The sequence below is a fragment of the Desulfobotulus alkaliphilus genome (assembly GCF_007830435.1).
Lineage (GTDB): Bacteria > Desulfobacterota > Desulfobacteria > Desulfobacterales > ASO4-4 > Desulfobotulus > Desulfobotulus alkaliphilus.
Genome location: NZ_VLLC01000012.1, coordinates 102,450 through 118,238, shown reverse-complemented (window position 1 = coordinate 118,238; position 15,789 = coordinate 102,450). Strand labels below are relative to the sequence as shown.

The following is a 15,789-nucleotide window of genomic DNA, read 5'->3' as shown; positions in this document are numbered from 1 at the left end:
GTAGTCACCATGCATCCGCTTCTGATGGATTTCATCAAGGACAATGTTTGTTTTCAGGAGTTCACGGCATAGGCTTCGGTAGTCCTGGCTTTCTTTGTCGGCTGTTATTCCAGCGTCTTCAAGGTATCTGTCGGCGGCACGGTGAACGTGGTCATAGTCTCCCAAGGATAAAGCATCTTTGGATTCATCAATGGAATCCTGGATGATAGCAAGCCGTTCCTTCCGGCTTTCTGCATCAAAGGCACCGCCCTGATAACAGGTAAATTCATCTTCGATGCCTTGGAGTCCGTCCTGGAAAAATTTTTCTGTGATCTGCCTGATCTGATCGGGGCTTATGCCTTTCATCTTTTCATCATTCCTGATTTTTTTAAAGAGAACTTTAAACTTCCCTGCAAGGATCATTGCCAGATCTTTTGCAGAAGACCGGGGGAATTTCCCAAGATTTTTTTTCAGCTCTCTTTTACCGAAAAGATTGCGTAGGTCAACGGGAATTGTCAGGCGGAAAAAGCAGGATGTGGGAGTAGTGAGCAGGTACGTTTTTCCGGACATAAAAAAGGGCCTCATTTGTGCCTGAAATTTGTATTCAGGTTCCCAAATTCAACCCCAAATAAAAGAAAAACGTATGATTTTAAGTATTTGGTGGAGCTGAGGGGGATCGAACCCCTGACCTCATGGCTGCCAGCCATGCGCTCTCCCAGCTGAGCTACAACCCCACATAAACAACGAGGCTCTATTTATGGGAACCTGTTCCGAATGTCAATATGTTTTTGTACCTTTTTTTGTACGCATTTTATTTCACTCAGAGAAGCTGAATGGCAAGCTCAGAAAGGGCCGATCTTTCTCCCTTCACAAGGTCGATGTGGGCATGTTTTTCCTGGCCTTCCATTTTCTCCACAAGATAGCTCAGGCCGTTGGACTGACCGTCCAGATAGGGGTGATCAATCTGAAAAATATCTCCCGCAAAAACAATTTTCGTGTTTTCTCCGGCCCGTGTCAGAATGGTTTTTACCTCATGGGGGGTCAGGTTCTGGGCTTCATCAATGATGAAGAAAATTTTGACAAGGCTCCGGCCCCGGATATAGGGCAGGGGAGAAATGATGATTTTTTCTTCTTCCAGCAGCTCCTTGATACGTGATTTTTTCTTGTCGTGGTGGGAAAACTGATTCTGAATCACCGTGAGGTTGTCATAGAGGGGCTGCATGTAGGGGTCCAGCTTGGATTTCACGTCTCCGGGCAGATAACCGAGATCCCGGTTGCTTAAGGGCACATTGGGCCTTGCAATGAAAATCTGCCGGTAATTTTCCCTGCGTTCCAGAGCCGCAGCAAGGGCCAGCAGGGTTTTTCCCGTACCTGCCTTGCCCGTGATGGTGACAAGGGGGATTTCATCATTGAGCAGGGCATCCAGGGCAAAGCTCTGTTCCGCATTTTTCGGAGAAATGCCGTAGGCGGTGGGTTTTTCCACTTTTTTTAATTTTCTGCTGGCCCCATCCATCCGGACCAGAACGGATTTTTTGTCACAGCGGAGGATGGCGTACTCATTGGGCCTGAAGGGGGTGGAAGGGGTGAAATCTTCGGCATCCAGCTCAAAGGGTTCCTGATGCAGGCGGTCAATGATACCGGGGTCCGTATTCTCCTCGACCCTGTAACCGGAATACAGCTCGCGGATATCCCGGACATGGTCTGTGGTGTAGTCTTCGGATTTCAGACCCAGAGCCTTGGCTTTCATGCGGAGATTCACGTCCTTGGACACAAGAATCACTTCTGTGCCGGGATGGTTTTCCCTAAGAAGATAGGCCGTGTTCAGGATATGGTGATCTGTTTTTTTATTGTCAAAATTCCGGGCTACTTCTTCATGGAAGGGCTGCTGCAGGCAGATGGAGAGTCTTCCCTTTTCCTCACCAATGGATACGCCGCCATTGAAAAGCTTGCTGCCACAGAGGGTGTCCACTGCCCGGAGAAATTCCCTGGCATGGTAATTCAGCATGCCGCTTCCCCTTTTGAACTGGTCCAGTTCTTCGATGACGCTGATGGGTATGACAATGTCGTTGTCCTTGAACTGGTACACGCAGGTGCTGTCATGGAGGATGACATTGGTATCAAGGACGAATTTTTTAATGGTATTTGTGGGCATGGAAACTCCCTGTTTTGCTAAGGGTCAGGACGACAGACGGCATTCCGTTTATGCCGGAATGCCGTCTTGTGATAAAAAGTTTATTTTATAAAATGACTCAGAAGCCCTCCACAAGAAAGGGGGAGCAGGGTGTGGCGTTGCTTCCCCGCCGTATCCAGAGGCGGATGCGGGAAACGGTTCTGCCTTCAATGTCCACAATTTTTGCAAGTTCTTCCACAAAGGAAATGTCTTTGATGTGGAACTCGTAATAGCAGGGGTCGCAGCCTTCGGGGTCTGCCAGAAGATAGAGCTTTTCAGGGTCAAAGGGGTGCTTTCTGGGGGTGCCGCAGAAGGGCATGTGGCTTTTTTTTAAAAGCCGGATGCGGTCTGTATCCTTGAAAGATGTAATTTCAAGTTTAGGGATGGTTTCCAGAAAATGCATGGTATTCATGGGAACTCACCTCCGGACGGGTATGGATAAAAGGATCGTTGAGGTTTGAAAACAAACTTGGTTTAGTATTATAGCGATATTCTTTGTTCATGGGAAGAAGGTTTCAGGCATCTTTGTAAAATGATGTCTGCGGTACCTTCCGGGTTTTCCAGTGGGAAAAAATGACCGGCATTTTCCATCCCGTGGATTTCGCAGAGGGGAATCTTCTTTTTCAGCCGTGATGCCGCCTCCGGGGCAAAAAGGTGGGAGGTCTCTGCCCGGATGATATGAACCGGGCAGCCAATGGCAGGAGCATGTTTCCATGTGTCCGTGGGAACACTCTCATAGAAGCGGGCTTCCAGCTCCGGCTGGCAGGAAAGCCGCAGGCCGCCTTCTTCGGCTGGTTTCAGGCCCTGATCCAGAAATCCCTGAAGGCTGTCTTCTGTCCAGAAGCGAAACATCCCCTTGCCCCTGTAATGGCTTGCAGCACTTTCTTTGTTCGGGAAAAGGCGCCTTTTTTTCCGGGTATTGCGGGGCAGGGAAAACCAGTTTTTCAGTTTCAGGGCCTGGGTGAGACGGAAAAGAAAAATGTGGCCGGGTGGAAAAATTACAGGATCCAGAAGAATGATCCGGGAGAAGAGTTCCGGAAAGCGGGCTGCTGCGGCATAGAGAAAATAGCCACCCATGGAATGGCCAATGGCTGTGACGGGTTTTGTCTGTGTTTCTTTGAGGATCAGGGCAATGTCATGGATGAAAATATCCCAGTTTCTCAGGGGCAGGGAGCCATCCTCTGTGGAAAGTCCGTGGCCCCGTATGTCTGCCGCCAGAACAGGGTGGCCCGCCTGATGCAGTTTTTCCAGGAGCGGCAGGCAGGCTGCCGCACAGAGGCTGTTTCCGTGGACAAAAAACAAAGGCTCTTTTCCACTGTTTTTGCTCTGGAGGGTATGCAGTTCTCCTTGTCGGGAGGCAATCCAGCGGCTTTGAAAGTGCAGGGTTTCTTCATGCATCTGCTGGCATCTCCACGCCCATGCGGACGAGATCTTCCCGGAAGGATGCAGCTTCAAAACCCTTTCCTTCCCGCCACAGGCCCCGGTACTCCAGGGTGGGCACTACCCAGTCATCGCCGCCGTTTGCGCCAATAACTTTTTTTACGGTTTCTTCTCCTGCCTTTTCAATATCAATGACTTCAAAGGGTATTTTCTGGTTTTTCAGCCAGTCAATGGCTTTCTGGCAGTGTGGGCACCATGTGGCACTGTAAACTTTGAGCATGTTTATGACTCCCTTGGTTTCTGGTTCCGTTAAGGATTACCGGGAAGATGGCCATTCCCGGTTTATCTGAGCAGATCTGTAAGGTTGACAGCGGTTTGACGGTATTCATTAAGGGTGATGACTGGGCTGGCCTCCCATGATATCCGTTTGGGAGAAAAAGAGGTGAACCCTTGTACCGCTTCCATTGCTGACATAATAGCAGGAGGCTCTGTGAAGCGGAAGAAAATCTTTCAGGCTGCGGCTTCCCTGCCCGCCGCCTGGCTTTTCCGACAGGGAGTCAGGGAAGCTTACGGATCCTGAAAGGTATTGATTTATAGTTTTAACCTGCCATTTTGTCATCCCGGTACCGTTATCGCCAAGGCAAAGGTAAAAGACAGCTCCTTCAGAAAAAGAGCGTGGCAGTTCTGTTTTGGATGGTGCCTCTTCAGAGCTGCTGACAAGTATTTCCGTGGCTCCTGCATCAATGGCATTATATATAAGATCCCTTAGTACATAGCTGAAAATTTTGCTGTTGGTATTGAAGACAGGATTGAATTTCAAATCTTCAAGAATCTGGATCTGGCTGCTTTTTTCCAGGCAGGCCTGCCTGAAGGCCTGTTGCAGGATCTCGGAGAAGGGTAGTTTTTCATTAATTATAAGGTTGTCCATTGCTGTAAGGCGCAGGTTCATCTCCATGCCAAGTTTCCGGATTTCAAGAACGGGCAAAAAAAGGCCAAAGATATCTGTGTCAAGAAGCAGGGAGGGCAGGCCGCTGCCCTGAAAACGTTTAAGGATGTCAAGGTAGGATCTGTAGGCTTCGGAAAAACAGGTTTCTTCAGGAAGAAATGAGGAAAGAAATGAATCTTTGTCGTTTGTATGGAATGTTTTTGGTGTCTGAGTATCAGAAGGGTCATCAAGTACAAGCTGCATCAGTTTAATTCTGATCTGTTCCGGATTCTGAAACATGGTTGCTGTTATGCCAAAAGGACTGCAGCATGTATGCAAGAACGCAAGATGGCTCTCGTTGCCTGAACTGTAATGATAAAGAAGCATGATTTGTGCAGTAACAGCTTCAATGGCCCTTGTTCTTGCTGATTCCATTTTGATCAGAGCCATGTTCCTCAGGGAATGTCTGTCTCCGGCTACCTGAATCCTTGAAATCTCTCCAACAAGACGGACAAGAATCCTTTGTCTTTCTCTGATTTCTGCATTGGCAGCCTTGAGTTTTTGATTGGTACTGTTCAGCCTTTGGAAGTTTGATTTCAGAGCCTTTACGAGTTCATCATGCAGCAGTTTTTTTTCGTTTTGCTTATCGATGGTTTCTTTCTGCTGCCCACGGACGGCTTCAAGTATTCTGAGCTGCTGAAAAAGAATTTCATATTCTTTTAACAAAAAAACAGTTGCTGAACGGAACTGATCTTTTCCGGCATCAGGCGTATTCAGGAGGGTTATGATTTTGTCTTTTACATAATCATTCTGATCCTGCATCCGCTCGGTATCCTGCTTTTCGGATTAATCCTTCGGGTACTAAAAAGATCATTTCCCACTTGGCGTAGATAAAAATATCTGACCATTATCATTAAGCCTGAAACAGAAGATGTCCTGTCGAGTAAGTTTTGATCTTATTAATAAGTAAGATGTATGATTCTCTTCGGTAAGGTTGTACAGATGTTGTTTTCAGTGCTGGTCTGTGGAGCTGGTCTTTTTAAGAGACAGCTCTTTTTTGCCCGGCTCTCATGGTTTTGATCATTGCGGAAAGATCATGATTGAAGTTAAGGGCATGTTTGCGCAGGCCGGACAGTTTTTCAGGTACGGCGGCCTTGATGACTTTGAAAATGTCTTCCATGGGAACCTTTGTTTTTTCTGCCAGAAAAAATGCAATGTCAGGGTAGAGGTCATGGGTTTGCATGATCGCCTTGGACTGGATGACCTGTTCGGGGTAGCCATTGTATATGATTACAATTCCACCATTTTTTAAAAAGTGCTGAAAATCGTTGTTGTAAAAAAGTGCTTCAGCAGGTTTTTGTTCACCCGGAAAATTATTGCTTAAATTATAGTCCAGTATGGCGTAAATCTTTGCTTCAGGAATTGTTTTCGCATAGTTCTCAAGAAATTCTGAAACCTGGGGGATGCTTTGTCCGACGCACAGCTCCACATCTGTATCTGCACCGAAGTATCTTAATGCGCCCAGTTCCAGCGAGGAATTGATTTCAGGATCATCCTCGACAAGCATAATGAGTTTTTTTACAGTCATCGACTCACCTCCTTTGTCTCATGTCATGGTGCTTGCGCTGTATGGGGCATCGTTAATGGTGGCACACTAAGACAGTGCCTGATTGCTCCTGCATTTTGTCAGGGTTTCTGTCCGGCATGAGAAGCATGGGAAGGCTTTAAAAAAACAGGCGTCTCAGGATTCAAAGCTTAACTCAAGGGTGAAGGTGCTGTCAGCCACACTGAAAGGTACGGCAATTTTGGGACCATCCGTGATGTGTTTGAGCTCATGGTTTTCACCGGAGGCAACCGTTGGAATGGCGCCATCATAAACAACACCAGTCGTTTCCAGTTCCTTCCGGGCCTGTCCTGAGATCATGTTTGCCAGCTCTCCTGCGGCTTCGGCAACTTCGTCGTTAAGGCTTTCAATGGTTTCTCCGAACATGCCGGAGACAATGGCCAGTATGGCCTGCTTCTGAAAGCTGATGGAGAAGGTTGCATGGGAAGGTCCGGTCATGCCCACAATGGCGCTGACGTCTCCTATGGCTTTGTTGTCTTTTTTTAAAAAGGGTTTGCCTGGAACGGGTTTGACGAAGGCCATGGTGGAAATGACACCAATGGTAGCGCTGATGAAAGGATTGATATGTTCGGCTTTCATATAAACCTCTGCAGGGCGGGAAGGTCAATCGTGTCCGTTGGTTCTGACCAGTGGGGCAGCAGGAAATTTTTGTACGGGTCAGAAGCGAAACTGAGTCCTTAAGGGCTTTTTTTGCAGTCGTCCGGGTATCCCCGGACTGCCTGCTGGAAAAGGCAATGCTTTTCAGTGCTGCTGCATAGCCAGATTCAATGTCCGGCAAGAATACCTGAAATGAGTTAAAAGGTAGCAGATGGAAGGCCGTGATGCAACGGGATTTCATTCCCTGCAAAGGCTTTTTTTGTAATAGCACAGGCTTAATTTTGTCTGATTCCTGTTTTTTTTTGTCATGGCAACATGCAAGACAGATCAATTGCTCGAGGTTTCATGGTCTGGGGCAGGGTTTTGGTCCGTAAAGGATTGCCATGGGTATTTTTGCGGGAGATGGTTGCTGGCAGCTTCGTTTTTTCGCTGCTTTGTGTATTCAGTGCATGGAGCCTGTGATATAAAATATTTTTTCATGAAGATCCGTAGGGTGTTTTTTGGGTAAGGGCTCACAAATTGCATGTATGGGCGGGTTGGAAAGGGAATGGCCGTGCAGAACAGGCCGTCAGGCGTATATGCTGATTTCTGCCCTTTCTCAGGTACCATTGACTGGTCTGTTCTTATCAGGCCCATGTGTTTTCATGCGGGCAGCCGTAAGGACGGCCCCTGTTAAGGATTTTTACGGCCCTGTTTTGTGTCGGGGCACCCTTTATCTGCGATAAACGAACACGCATAAAATCGGGTCATAATAATTTCCATGATTAGGCTTTGTATGGCTGAAAGACCGTGGTAATCAGAAAAAAATCTGTGATGGACATCGGAGGAGGATCTATGTTCAAAAAAACGTTTATGGGTGGGCTGCTTCTTGTTGGGGGGCTTTTTTTTCTTTTGCTTAAAGGTATTGCGGGATTCATGGAAATGGATTTTGAGGCTGCGGATCTTACCCTTGAAGCAATGATTCCTGCAGAAAGACTTGCCTGGGTGGACAGGCTTCCATGGGAAATTCTTCAGACAGCAGCGGATGCGGTTCTTCTTGCGCCTTTGTACGTTCTTTTGATTGCTATGGGGATTTTTCTCCTGATTCTTGGGGGCATCATGGATAAATAAGGGCTTTGAAAAAAGGCTGGGCTGTCATCCATGAAAGGGAAAAAAGGACCAGATTGCCGCAGGCGTGGATAATGACAGGGGCTGCGAGACTTCCTGAAACCCCATAGGCCAGCCCGAAACCCAGCCCGCCGATCCACTGGGTGGGCTGGGGGGGAGAGTGGAGCATGGCAAAGATGGTGGTGCTGATGAGAAGGGCCGGGATAAAGCCATATTTCTTTAAGTATCCGAAAATGAAACCCCGGAAAAACAGCTCTTCCGCCACTGGTGCTATCAGGCCTCCTGCAATGAAAAAGAGGATGATATGGATTGTGCCCTCAGGCAGAGGTACATGGATGAGGGGCAGGGGGCTGATGCCGTTAAAGTGAAGCGCAAGACCGGCACAAAGGGCGCTGACTCCCATCAAGAGGCATCCCAGAATGCCGGTTTTTATTCCTTTGCCCAGATTTGTCAGGCCAAGACCTGCGGCTGCGGGTGGATGCTTTCTGAAAAAGAGCAGGCCGAGAAGTACGGCGCACTGAACAAGCCGCAGCAGGCATATTTTTAAAAGGCCGGGCCAGCCGGAGGGCAAAAATCCTGCTGCATATTCAAGGATGATCACAAGAGTTGCCGCCAGCATCAGGGTGATGGCATCAAGGTGTGTCCGCCGGTTTTCGTCCATCCTCTATATTCCCATAAAAATTCAATGTCTTTTCTGGTCACTACCCTGGCTCAGCCACAGCTTGCTGGTCAGGTTGTTTCAGGTCCATGGTGCGAGTTTTCATAGGGGCAGGCTTGAAGTTCTGCCCCTGTGAATGGTTTTTACGGCTCTGTTTGGTGTAAGGGAACCCTTTACGGGTGCCCGTCGGCATGCATCAATTATGGTAAGGTCAGGGGCAATGATCCTGTGCTGCTTATGCCTGGCAGAGGCCCCAGTCTTTTCAGTGCCCGGAATGCATACCACTGGATGTAGGGGTGGCTGCTTGTCTGGAGGGTTTCCAGTATGGCCTGCTGTGCTTCCCTGCTTCTGTTCAGGGCAGGACCGGCAAGGGACAGGGATTCCACTGCTTTGCAGACCACGTTGATCTGGGGATCTTTCAGGGCCTGCAGCAGAAGGGGCCAGTTTGTTTCCGATGGCCTTGCTCCCAGATAAGCCGTTGTCCAGTAGCGTTCCGCAGGGTTGCCATGGGAGAGGTAGGTTTCAAGAATCTCTTTGCTGGTCTGAAGTCTTTTCCCTTTGGCTGCCGAGCGCATGGCATGGAGCCGCTGGCTTTTTTTTTCCGAAACAAGATAGCTGTTCAGGGTTCCCGTGTCCTGAGGGCCCCGCTCCGTTTTTCCGAGATAATGGATGGGGACAAGCATAAAGAGGCCTGTTGCAAGGCAGATGCCTGAGGCCAGCAGGGATGCCGCAGGCCGGTCAAAAATCCATGCAAGGATGCAGCGCAGGGAGGAGAATACGAAGGTGTAGAGAAGCAGGGGGAATCCCGGAATGAGACAATAGAGGATAAGGCTGCGGAAACCTTTGAGGCGGTCCCCTGTCAGGGTGGCTTTGTCGAGGCTGTGTCCGGGAGCGGATTCAAAGTCCGGCCTGAACAGCCTCGTTTTTGTTATTTCACTGCCGCTGACCGTAAGGAGGCTGTTTTGTTCACTGATCCGGACATGGGGTCGTGTTCCGGGGCCTGCGGGATGCCAGCCCTGAGCTTTAAGATGGTATATTGTTTCTTCGGAGAAAGCAGGGGCTGCCTGATAGAGCTTCAGTTGTCTTGCGGCAATGGGTTTGATGACTTCTGCGGCAGGCAGGGTGTGCTGGTAATAGGCATCGCTGACGGCAAGGCCTGCACGGGTGGAAAAAAGCAGGCTGTCACGGATATCGAGGAACATGCCCTTGCTCAGCATGGGCAGGGCAGCAAGGGTCAGGATAATAAGGGGGACGAGGTGCATGGGCTTGTGGAAAAAGGGCTCACGGATGCTGGATTCAGGCAGGTGTTTCAGGGTGCTTTTCCATGTGATGGCCGGGATGATCAGCACCCAGAGGCTTGGAAAAAGTACCGGGCCATCTTGATTTACAAAGAAAAGCAGGCCTGCCCACAGGGCGAAGGATGGAAAAAGAATATAGCGCTGGTCAGGGACAAGACGGCGACTTGCAAAGGCAAGGGCAAAGCTTGCCAGCGTGAGTCCGGCGCCCAGAGAAAGCACAAAGAGAAGGGCCGCAGAAAAGCCCGCACCTGCCCCCGAAAGGGTCTGGATGGCTGCTCCGTGGGGGATGGTGAGGATGCCCTGTTCCTGAAGAAGAAGGGCATTTTTCAGTATGGGATCCATGCAGAGATGAATCTGAAGGAAAGCCAGTATGGCGGAGGCAAGAAGGCCGGGAAGCAGAATGGAGGGCACGGGCACAAATCGGTGCATGGGTTAAATCCATCTTGATATAGTTGGCAGTCCGGATTCCCTGCGGTCAAAGTCTTGTAACAGCTTTGGGCCGGACTGCTGTTATGGTTGTTTGTTAGTAATTATTCAGCACAGTTTATTCCGCACTGGCAATGCTGTAGTTGCAGCAGCTTTGTACTGTTGCAAGGCTCCGTGGCTATTTGCAAGTGACATTGCAATCGTTTCGTCACGTGCAAATAGCCTGGGGCCTGTGCATCTGTCTTGCAGGTATGGTACTTGGAAAACCGTGCTGAACAGTTACGTTTGTTTTTAGTTTTCTTCTTCCTGCTCACCGGAAAAAATATCCAGAATGTCTGAGAGATCGGTCCCCGTCTCAAAGGTAAGGGGAGATGTTCAGCCGGGTTTTTTTCGGGAGGATTCCGGTATGAAAGGATTGAATCTTCTGGATGGCTTTTTTTGCTCTTCCGTTTCCATTGGGATGCTCCTTTTTTTAAATGCATCAGCATCAGCGTTTCTCTGACTCCAGAATACCCCAGAATCCCCTGAAATGCGATACCCATGTGCTCTGTCACAAAAAGATCTCGCAGTTTTACGGGTTTCTTGCCAGTGCTTGCCAGTCCCTGTGAGTCCCTGTTCCGTCTTTTGTCTGGCCTTGTGTTCTCTGCCCGGAAAGCCCATTGACAGAATCCGCAGAATGGTGTTTCTTTGCGGAGAAACGCTGGCCGCCGCTGGCACCATATGAAGGAGGACGGATGGAAAAGGCATGGCGGGAGCTGATTGAAATCATGACAGAGATCCGGGATCCTGCGGAGATGGAAGGTTTTCTAAGGGAAATTCTTACACCCAGAGAAATTGCGGATATCTGCCTTCGCTGGCAGCTTCTCAAGGAGCTGTATGCCGGAGAGCCCCAGCGACGCATTGCGGAACGCCATGGTATCAGTCTGTGCAAGATTACGCGGGGTTCCCGTATTCTGAAATCCGATGATTGTACCTGTGCAAAAATTTTTGACCGCCTGGTATCCAGACCGGGCTTTTTCCTTGAAGGATGAGAAAATGACATCAACACTGAAGGGCTATGCCCTGCCCGATGACAAAGGCTATTTCGGAGAATATGGTGGTTCCTTTATTCCCGAAGTTCTGCAGACCATCATGGATGATATTACCGCTGCCTATAATGACATACGGAAAGACCCGGAATTTCACAGGGAGCTGACCTATCTGTATAAGCATTTTGTGGGGCGGCCCAGCCCGATTTTCCATGCCAGAAATCTTTCAGCAAAACTGGAAGGCGCACAGATTTATCTGAAAAGGGAAGATCTCAACCATACGGGTGCCCATAAAATCAACCACTGTCTGGGTGAGGCCCTTCTGGCCAAAAAAATGGGGAAAAAGAAGATTATTGCAGAAACCGGGGCGGGTCAGCATGGCGTGGCACTGGCAACGGCAGCGGTGCTGGTGGGCCTTGAGTGCGACATCTATATGGGAGAGGTGGACATTGCCAAGGAATATCCCAACGTGGTTCGCATGAAGATTCTCGGGGCCAACCTGATTCCCGTAAGCCGTGGCACGAGAACCCTTAAGGATGCCGTGGATGCGGCCTTTGAAGCCTATCTGGAAGATCCTGTCACCCAGCTTTATGCCATTGGCTCTGTGGTGGGGCCCCACCCCTTTCCCATGATGGTGAGGGATTTTCAGCAGGTGGTGGGCATGGAAGCCAGGGAGCAGTTTCAGGAAATGACAGGAAAGCTTCCGGATAATCTGGTGGCCTGCGTTGGCGGCGGTTCCAATGCCATGGGGCTTTTCACTGCTTTTCTGGAAGATGATGCCGTTGCCATGTATGGCGTGGAGCCTTCCGGGCGCAGCCTGAAAGAAGGGGAGCATGCCGCTACCCTCACCCTGGGTAAGCCCGGTGTACTCCATGGATTCAAGTCCTATCTTCTGCAGGATGGGGAAGGGATGCCCCTGCCGGTCTATTCCGTCGCTTCCGGTCTGGATTACCCCGGAGTAGGCCCCCAGCACAGTCTGCTCAAGGATCTGGGCCGCGTGCAGTATGTGACAGCCGATGATAAGGAAACCATAGACGCTTTTTTCATTCTTTCCCGAACCGAAGGTATTATTCCTGCCCTTGAAAGTGCCCATGCCCTGGCCTTTGCCATGAAACGGGCAAAGGAGCTTGATCCATCCCAGAGTATTCTTGTCAACCTTTCGGGAAGGGGAGATAAGGATATCGATTTTGTCGTGGACACCTATGGCAAGGACTACGGAATCTGATTGTCGGCAATATGGCGGCCTGACAACGGAAGTCAATGGCAGTGGTTGAAAAAAATCAACGCCCTTTTTCGTGATGTATTTGCGATCAGGGGCGTTTTTTTGTTCTTTTTTTTCGTAACCGTTCAGCACCGTCTTCGCTGGCTAAGAACCATAACTGCACAGCCAGGGTGCCTTGCAATCGTTCAAAGCTGTTGAAATTACAGCGCATAAATTCCAAAATTTAATATAATGAATAATCACATTTTCTCACTGATTGTCTGCGGGCATCCGTAAAGGATGCCCCTGCAAAACAGGTCCGTAAAAATCATTCACAGGGGCAGGCCTTCAGGCCTGTCTCCATTTAAAAATCCGAAAAATATCCGGATGGCCCTGCCAACAACTGGGCAGCAGACAGTTGCTGAATCAGGGTATGATTTGGCAGGTCTTTTTGTGCGCTTTTATGAGCGGTGTTTTGTGGGGATTTGCGGATCTGCTGTTCGCTGGTATATCAGTTTGTTTGAGCGCAATGTTTTTTTTGACCGCTGGTCATCGTATATTTTTCTTGATTTTTTAATCCCGCTTCTTTATAAAAGCTCAACTGATTTTCCGTGTTTTTTGTGCGGCGTTCCTGGGCTTTTTTGTAAAAAATCTCCTTTATTCAATGTTTTGACGGCTTTTTTCTGTTGTTTTTTTTGCAGGGCAAATACTGGTTGTGCGTAATGTTTTTTCGCATCTTGTCAGTGTGAGAGATTGATTAAGGGTATTGCTGTGCAAATGATTTCTGATTCTCGTTTTTATCTGGTTATTCCTTTCAAATCAGTTGTTTGGGTGTTGTTTTTTTAAAAAAAAATCATGTGGGGAGGGAGTGGGGTGGCAGGAAAGTCCGGGCTTGAAAAAGGTTTTTTTGGCAGTCAGCGTGGGTTGACTTTAATGGAACTGATGATTGCTCTGGCTGTTTTTGCGATTTTATGTGGCATTGGTATTCCACGGTTTCAGGAGCAGGTGCAGCGGTATCGGTTTCAGTCCGCATCCCTTGAACTCTATACTATTTTTCTTTTTACAAAATCAGAGGCCGTCCGACAGGGGAGGGATGTGGGGCTTTTGATTGACGGGGATACGGTAAGGGTTTTTCTGGGGGGTAACGAGGACGTTGTTTTGAGAACCTTTCAGCTTTGCCGTACTATCCGTATTAATGAAGCAGGCAGCAACAAAAAGGAATTTGTCTTTAACCGCAGGGGGATGACCACAAGCTGGGGAACGCTGGTCTTTGAAGGTGCCGGAGGAACAAGAAAGATTGTGGTGTCCAGCCCGGCCAATATCCGTGTTGAAGCAGGGTAGGTCTGAAATGATAGCAAAAATGAAACACGATCTGGATTCCAAGGGGTTTACCCTGCTGGAACTGGTGGTTGCCATGGGGGTGATGGCTATTCTGGGGGCCGTGCTGATGACACAGTTTATTCATCACATGGATATGTATGTCAGACAGAAAGCAAAAATTGACACCCAGCAGAAGGTCAGGACCGTATTGATGTGGATGGAGGATGAATTCCGGATGGCGGGCTTTAATCCTTCTTTCAGGCCCCTTCCCAGTCATCCGGTACTGATGGCAGAGGCAGAGACCTTTGCCTTTTTTTACCGGCAGGATTCTGGAGATAGCTGGAAGCGTCTGGATTATTATATGGGGGCAGACGGTTGGCTTCGGCGCAGGGATCGTAATGGTTTGGATAATTTGGGGTCTGTCAGCAGGATTCTGGAAAATGCCCGCCTGAATTTTGTTTATCTGGATCGTCACCAGAATGCGATTGATTCACCGAAGGAGGATGACTATCCGCGTATCCGTGCCGTGCGCATCGAACTTGGCGCAAGCTATGAAGACCGCAGGGGCAGGTTGGGCAACGTAGATCTTGTTACCACCGTAAAATGCAGAAATCTTGGGATAGGATCATGAAAAAAGAACTGAATTTCTCCGCTCCCGGTGCAGCGGGTTTCACCCTTGTGGAAATTCTCATCGCCATGGTCATTATGGGTATTGTGGGTCTGGCTATTTTTTCCATTCAGATACAGAGCATTCGTACCGCTGCCAGATCCGCATCCATGACCGAGGCAGGAGCGCTGGCTTCCCAGCAGCTTGAGCTTTTTCAGAACATACCCATGGCTGCACTGCTGGATTTTGGAGACAAGGCTGAGGAAGATAGTGGCTGGGCGAGGGTAATAGAAGAAAGGGATATTCATGGCATCAGAGTATACAGGATTTTCTGGAATATTTTTGAAAATACCCCGGAAGCAGGGATGCTTTCTGTAGAAATGGAAATTCAGTGGGAGGATCAGGGCCAGCGCCGTTTTATTCCCTTTAATTTTTTAAAAACTCAGATGTTATAGCAGGCCGTGTATTTTTTCCGACTGTTTCAAGCCAGATGGTCAAAAGCACCCAGGAAAGTTTTTGGGGTTTTCCATGCTGATCACAGGGCAGCAGTCTAGTCTGAAAATATGGAGTGATCTGTAAGGTAAGTCTTTTGCTGGAAAGGGGATTTTAAAGTCATGCAGGAAAAAAATCAGCATACGGGGCGGGATTTTGATGCGGTTTCTTCCTTATTGCTTTCTTCTGCGGGTATGGCCCTTGTTACCACCCTTCTGACCCTTACCCTCATGACCCTTTCGGGCTTTGCGTTATTGTACTTTGCCACAAGGGATATTCAGGTTTCCGGCAATGACAGGGTATCAAGAATCCTGCTCCACCGGGTCGAAGGGCTGGGGCTTTATGTCAGTCACCATATATGGGGAAAGGACCCGGATCGCCTGCTGAGGGGGAGCCCTGAGCGTGAACCCTGGTTGCAGAGCGAGGACGCGGCAGCGGATCTGGCTGGGTTGGGTGCGGGTAAAAGCTTTAAATGGCTTACGGATAAAGAGTTTAATGCTTTTGTTGGCAGTTGGCCTGAAACAACTTCAGGCGAAGTCTTTTTTTTAAATGATTCACAAGTATTGCCCTTTCTTGCTGGTGGCAGCGGCAGGGTGCTGGTGGTGGATATGGGGCCTTCCGGGGTGGGTTCTCAGGATATCGGTGGTGCGGTTCTCCACGAATATATTGTTTTTTCTGAATATGACGATGGCAGAGGCAATGTCCGTTTTTTGGAAACAGGCCTTCGCCGGAAGCAGTAGGAAAATTTTTTTAGACGATTTTATCCAGCAGCGTTGCCCTTTCCCATCCTCTTTCTCCGGGAGGGTGCGACAAGACGTTCTGAGAGGGTGTGAGCTGTTTTTTAGTACATCTGATCTGCTTACTGGTTGCTGGCCAGAATGACGGGGTGGTGGAGCATTTTAAGTATGTGTGATGGGCGTAGCCGCCTAAAGCCGGAGCCTGCATTTTTATCTTGCAGGTAATTTCTGATAAAATTG

Annotated in this window: 17 protein-coding genes and 1 tRNA gene; 7 read left to right on the top strand and 11 right to left on the bottom strand. The window is 48.9% G+C overall.

Annotated elements, in window-relative coordinates:
• The 9 genes from LZ24_RS09115 to LZ24_RS09075 form a co-directional block, all read right to left on the bottom strand.
• Window positions 1-549, bottom strand: a 549-nt coding sequence (locus LZ24_RS09115) for a hypothetical protein (RefSeq protein WP_144684757.1), incomplete at its 3' end; no start/stop codon positions are given.
• 88 nt (window positions 550-637) lie between these two features.
• Window positions 638-713 (bottom strand) — tRNA-Ala (locus LZ24_RS09110).
• Between the two features lie 86 nt (window positions 714-799).
• The gene (locus LZ24_RS09105) at window positions 800-2,131 is read right to left on the bottom strand and encodes a PhoH family protein (RefSeq protein WP_186443034.1); all 1,332 of its coding nucleotides are present in this window, start codon (window positions 2,129-2,131) and stop codon (window positions 800-802) included.
• 97 nt (window positions 2,132-2,228) lie between these two features.
• Window positions 2,229-2,561, bottom strand: a complete 333-nt coding sequence (locus LZ24_RS09100; RefSeq protein ID WP_144684754.1) for an inorganic pyrophosphatase Ppa — start codon at window positions 2,559-2,561, stop codon at window positions 2,229-2,231.
• A gap of 68 nt (window positions 2,562-2,629) precedes the next feature.
• Window positions 2,630-3,547: an alpha/beta fold hydrolase gene (locus LZ24_RS09095; protein WP_144684752.1), complete on the bottom strand. Its 918-nt coding sequence runs from the start codon at window positions 3,545-3,547 to the stop codon at window positions 2,630-2,632.
• Complete coding sequence (locus LZ24_RS09090; protein WP_144684750.1) at window positions 3,540-3,809, bottom strand: glutaredoxin family protein; 270 nt, start codon at window positions 3,807-3,809, stop codon at window positions 3,540-3,542. Before LZ24_RS09090 ends, LZ24_RS09095 begins: the two co-directional genes overlap by 8 nt.
• 108 nt (window positions 3,810-3,917) lie before the next feature.
• Window positions 3,918-5,276 (bottom strand): ATP-binding protein, encoded by a 1,359-nt coding sequence (locus LZ24_RS09085; RefSeq protein WP_144684748.1) that lies wholly within the window; start codon window positions 5,274-5,276, stop codon window positions 3,918-3,920.
• Window positions 5,277-5,493: 217 nt separating this feature from the next.
• Complete coding sequence (locus LZ24_RS09080; protein ID WP_144684747.1) at window positions 5,494-6,042, bottom strand: hypothetical protein; 549 nt, start codon at window positions 6,040-6,042, stop codon at window positions 5,494-5,496.
• A gap of 153 nt (window positions 6,043-6,195) precedes the next feature.
• Window positions 6,196-6,657: a chemotaxis protein CheX gene (locus LZ24_RS09075; RefSeq protein WP_144684745.1), complete on the bottom strand. Its 462-nt coding sequence runs from the start codon at window positions 6,655-6,657 to the stop codon at window positions 6,196-6,198.
• A gap of 852 nt (window positions 6,658-7,509) precedes the next feature.
• Here LZ24_RS09075 and LZ24_RS09070 point away from each other — a divergent pair.
• A complete protein-coding gene (locus LZ24_RS09070) occupies window positions 7,510-7,785 on the top strand; it encodes a hypothetical protein (protein WP_144684743.1) in 276 nt (91 codons plus the stop codon).
• Here LZ24_RS09070 and LZ24_RS09065 read toward each other — a convergent pair.
• The gene (locus LZ24_RS09065; protein WP_144684741.1) at window positions 7,772-8,443 is read right to left on the bottom strand and encodes a CPBP family intramembrane glutamic endopeptidase; all 672 of its coding nucleotides are present in this window, start codon (window positions 8,441-8,443) and stop codon (window positions 7,772-7,774) included. The genes LZ24_RS09070 and LZ24_RS09065 overlap by 14 nt on opposite strands.
• A gap of 197 nt (window positions 8,444-8,640) precedes the next feature.
• Window positions 8,641-10,167 (bottom strand): HEAT repeat domain-containing protein, encoded by a 1,527-nt coding sequence (locus LZ24_RS09060; RefSeq protein WP_144684739.1) that lies wholly within the window; start codon window positions 10,165-10,167, stop codon window positions 8,641-8,643.
• Between the two features lie 731 nt (window positions 10,168-10,898).
• Between LZ24_RS09060 and LZ24_RS09055 the strand changes: the two genes are divergently transcribed.
• The 6 genes from LZ24_RS09055 to LZ24_RS09030 all read left to right on the top strand — a co-directional run bounded on the left by LZ24_RS09055 (window position 10,899) and on the right by LZ24_RS09030 (window position 15,552).
• Window positions 10,899-11,195 (top strand): Trp family transcriptional regulator, encoded by a 297-nt coding sequence (locus LZ24_RS09055; RefSeq protein WP_144684737.1) that lies wholly within the window; start codon window positions 10,899-10,901, stop codon window positions 11,193-11,195.
• Between the two features lie 4 nt (window positions 11,196-11,199).
• Window positions 11,200-12,417, top strand: a complete 1,218-nt coding sequence (gene trpB / locus LZ24_RS09050) for a tryptophan synthase subunit beta (protein ID WP_144684735.1) — start codon at window positions 11,200-11,202, stop codon at window positions 12,415-12,417.
• 849 nt (window positions 12,418-13,266) lie between these two features.
• The gene (locus LZ24_RS09045) at window positions 13,267-13,734 is read left to right on the top strand and encodes a GspH/FimT family pseudopilin (protein WP_186443033.1); all 468 of its coding nucleotides are present in this window, start codon (window positions 13,267-13,269) and stop codon (window positions 13,732-13,734) included.
• 7 nt (window positions 13,735-13,741) lie between these two features.
• Window positions 13,742-14,344 (top strand): PilW family protein, encoded by a 603-nt coding sequence (locus LZ24_RS09040; protein ID WP_144684731.1) that lies wholly within the window; start codon window positions 13,742-13,744, stop codon window positions 14,342-14,344.
• Window positions 14,341-14,775, top strand: a complete 435-nt coding sequence (locus LZ24_RS09035; protein ID WP_186443031.1) for a type IV pilus modification PilV family protein — start codon at window positions 14,341-14,343, stop codon at window positions 14,773-14,775. The genes LZ24_RS09040 and LZ24_RS09035 overlap by 4 nt, the downstream gene beginning before the upstream one ends.
• A 159-nt stretch (window positions 14,776-14,934) precedes the next feature.
• Entirely contained in the window at window positions 14,935-15,552 is a 618-nt protein-coding gene (locus LZ24_RS09030) for a hypothetical protein (RefSeq protein ID WP_144684727.1), read from the top strand.
• Window positions 15,553-15,789: the final 237 nt, after the last annotated feature.

Excerpts from the sequence above, each read along its gene's own strand:
- LZ24_RS09090 (WP_144684750.1), bottom strand. The coding sequence starts at position 3,809 with ATGCTCAAAGTTTACAGTGCCACATGGTGCCCACACTGCCAGAAAGCC.
- LZ24_RS09105 (WP_186443034.1), bottom strand. The coding sequence starts at position 2,131 with ATGCCCACAAATACCATTAAAAAATTCGTCCTTGATACCAATGTCATC.
- LZ24_RS09060 (WP_144684739.1), bottom strand. The coding sequence starts at position 10,167 with ATGCACCGATTTGTGCCCGTGCCCTCCATTCTGCTTCCCGGCCTTCTT.
- LZ24_RS09075 (WP_144684745.1), bottom strand. The coding sequence starts at position 6,657 with ATGAAAGCCGAACATATCAATCCTTTCATCAGCGCTACCATTGGTGTC.
- LZ24_RS09035 (WP_186443031.1), top strand. The coding sequence starts at position 14,341 with ATGAAAAAAGAACTGAATTTCTCCGCTCCCGGTGCAGCGGGTTTCACC.
- LZ24_RS09085 (WP_144684748.1), bottom strand. The coding sequence starts at position 5,276 with ATGCAGGATCAGAATGATTATGTAAAAGACAAAATCATAACCCTCCTG.
- LZ24_RS09080 (WP_144684747.1), bottom strand. The coding sequence starts at position 6,042 with ATGACTGTAAAAAAACTCATTATGCTTGTCGAGGATGATCCTGAAATC.
- trpB (WP_144684735.1), top strand. The coding sequence starts at position 11,200 with ATGACATCAACACTGAAGGGCTATGCCCTGCCCGATGACAAAGGCTAT.
- LZ24_RS09055 (WP_144684737.1), top strand. The coding sequence starts at position 10,899 with ATGGAAAAGGCATGGCGGGAGCTGATTGAAATCATGACAGAGATCCGG.
- LZ24_RS09095 (WP_144684752.1), bottom strand. The coding sequence starts at position 3,547 with ATGCATGAAGAAACCCTGCACTTTCAAAGCCGCTGGATTGCCTCCCGA.
- LZ24_RS09070 (WP_144684743.1), top strand. The coding sequence starts at position 7,510 with ATGTTCAAAAAAACGTTTATGGGTGGGCTGCTTCTTGTTGGGGGGCTT.
- LZ24_RS09030 (WP_144684727.1), top strand. The coding sequence starts at position 14,935 with ATGCAGGAAAAAAATCAGCATACGGGGCGGGATTTTGATGCGGTTTCT.
- LZ24_RS09040 (WP_144684731.1), top strand. The coding sequence starts at position 13,742 with ATGATAGCAAAAATGAAACACGATCTGGATTCCAAGGGGTTTACCCTG.
- LZ24_RS09100 (WP_144684754.1), bottom strand. The coding sequence starts at position 2,561 with ATGAATACCATGCATTTTCTGGAAACCATCCCTAAACTTGAAATTACA.
- LZ24_RS09065 (WP_144684741.1), bottom strand. The coding sequence starts at position 8,443 with ATGGACGAAAACCGGCGGACACACCTTGATGCCATCACCCTGATGCTG.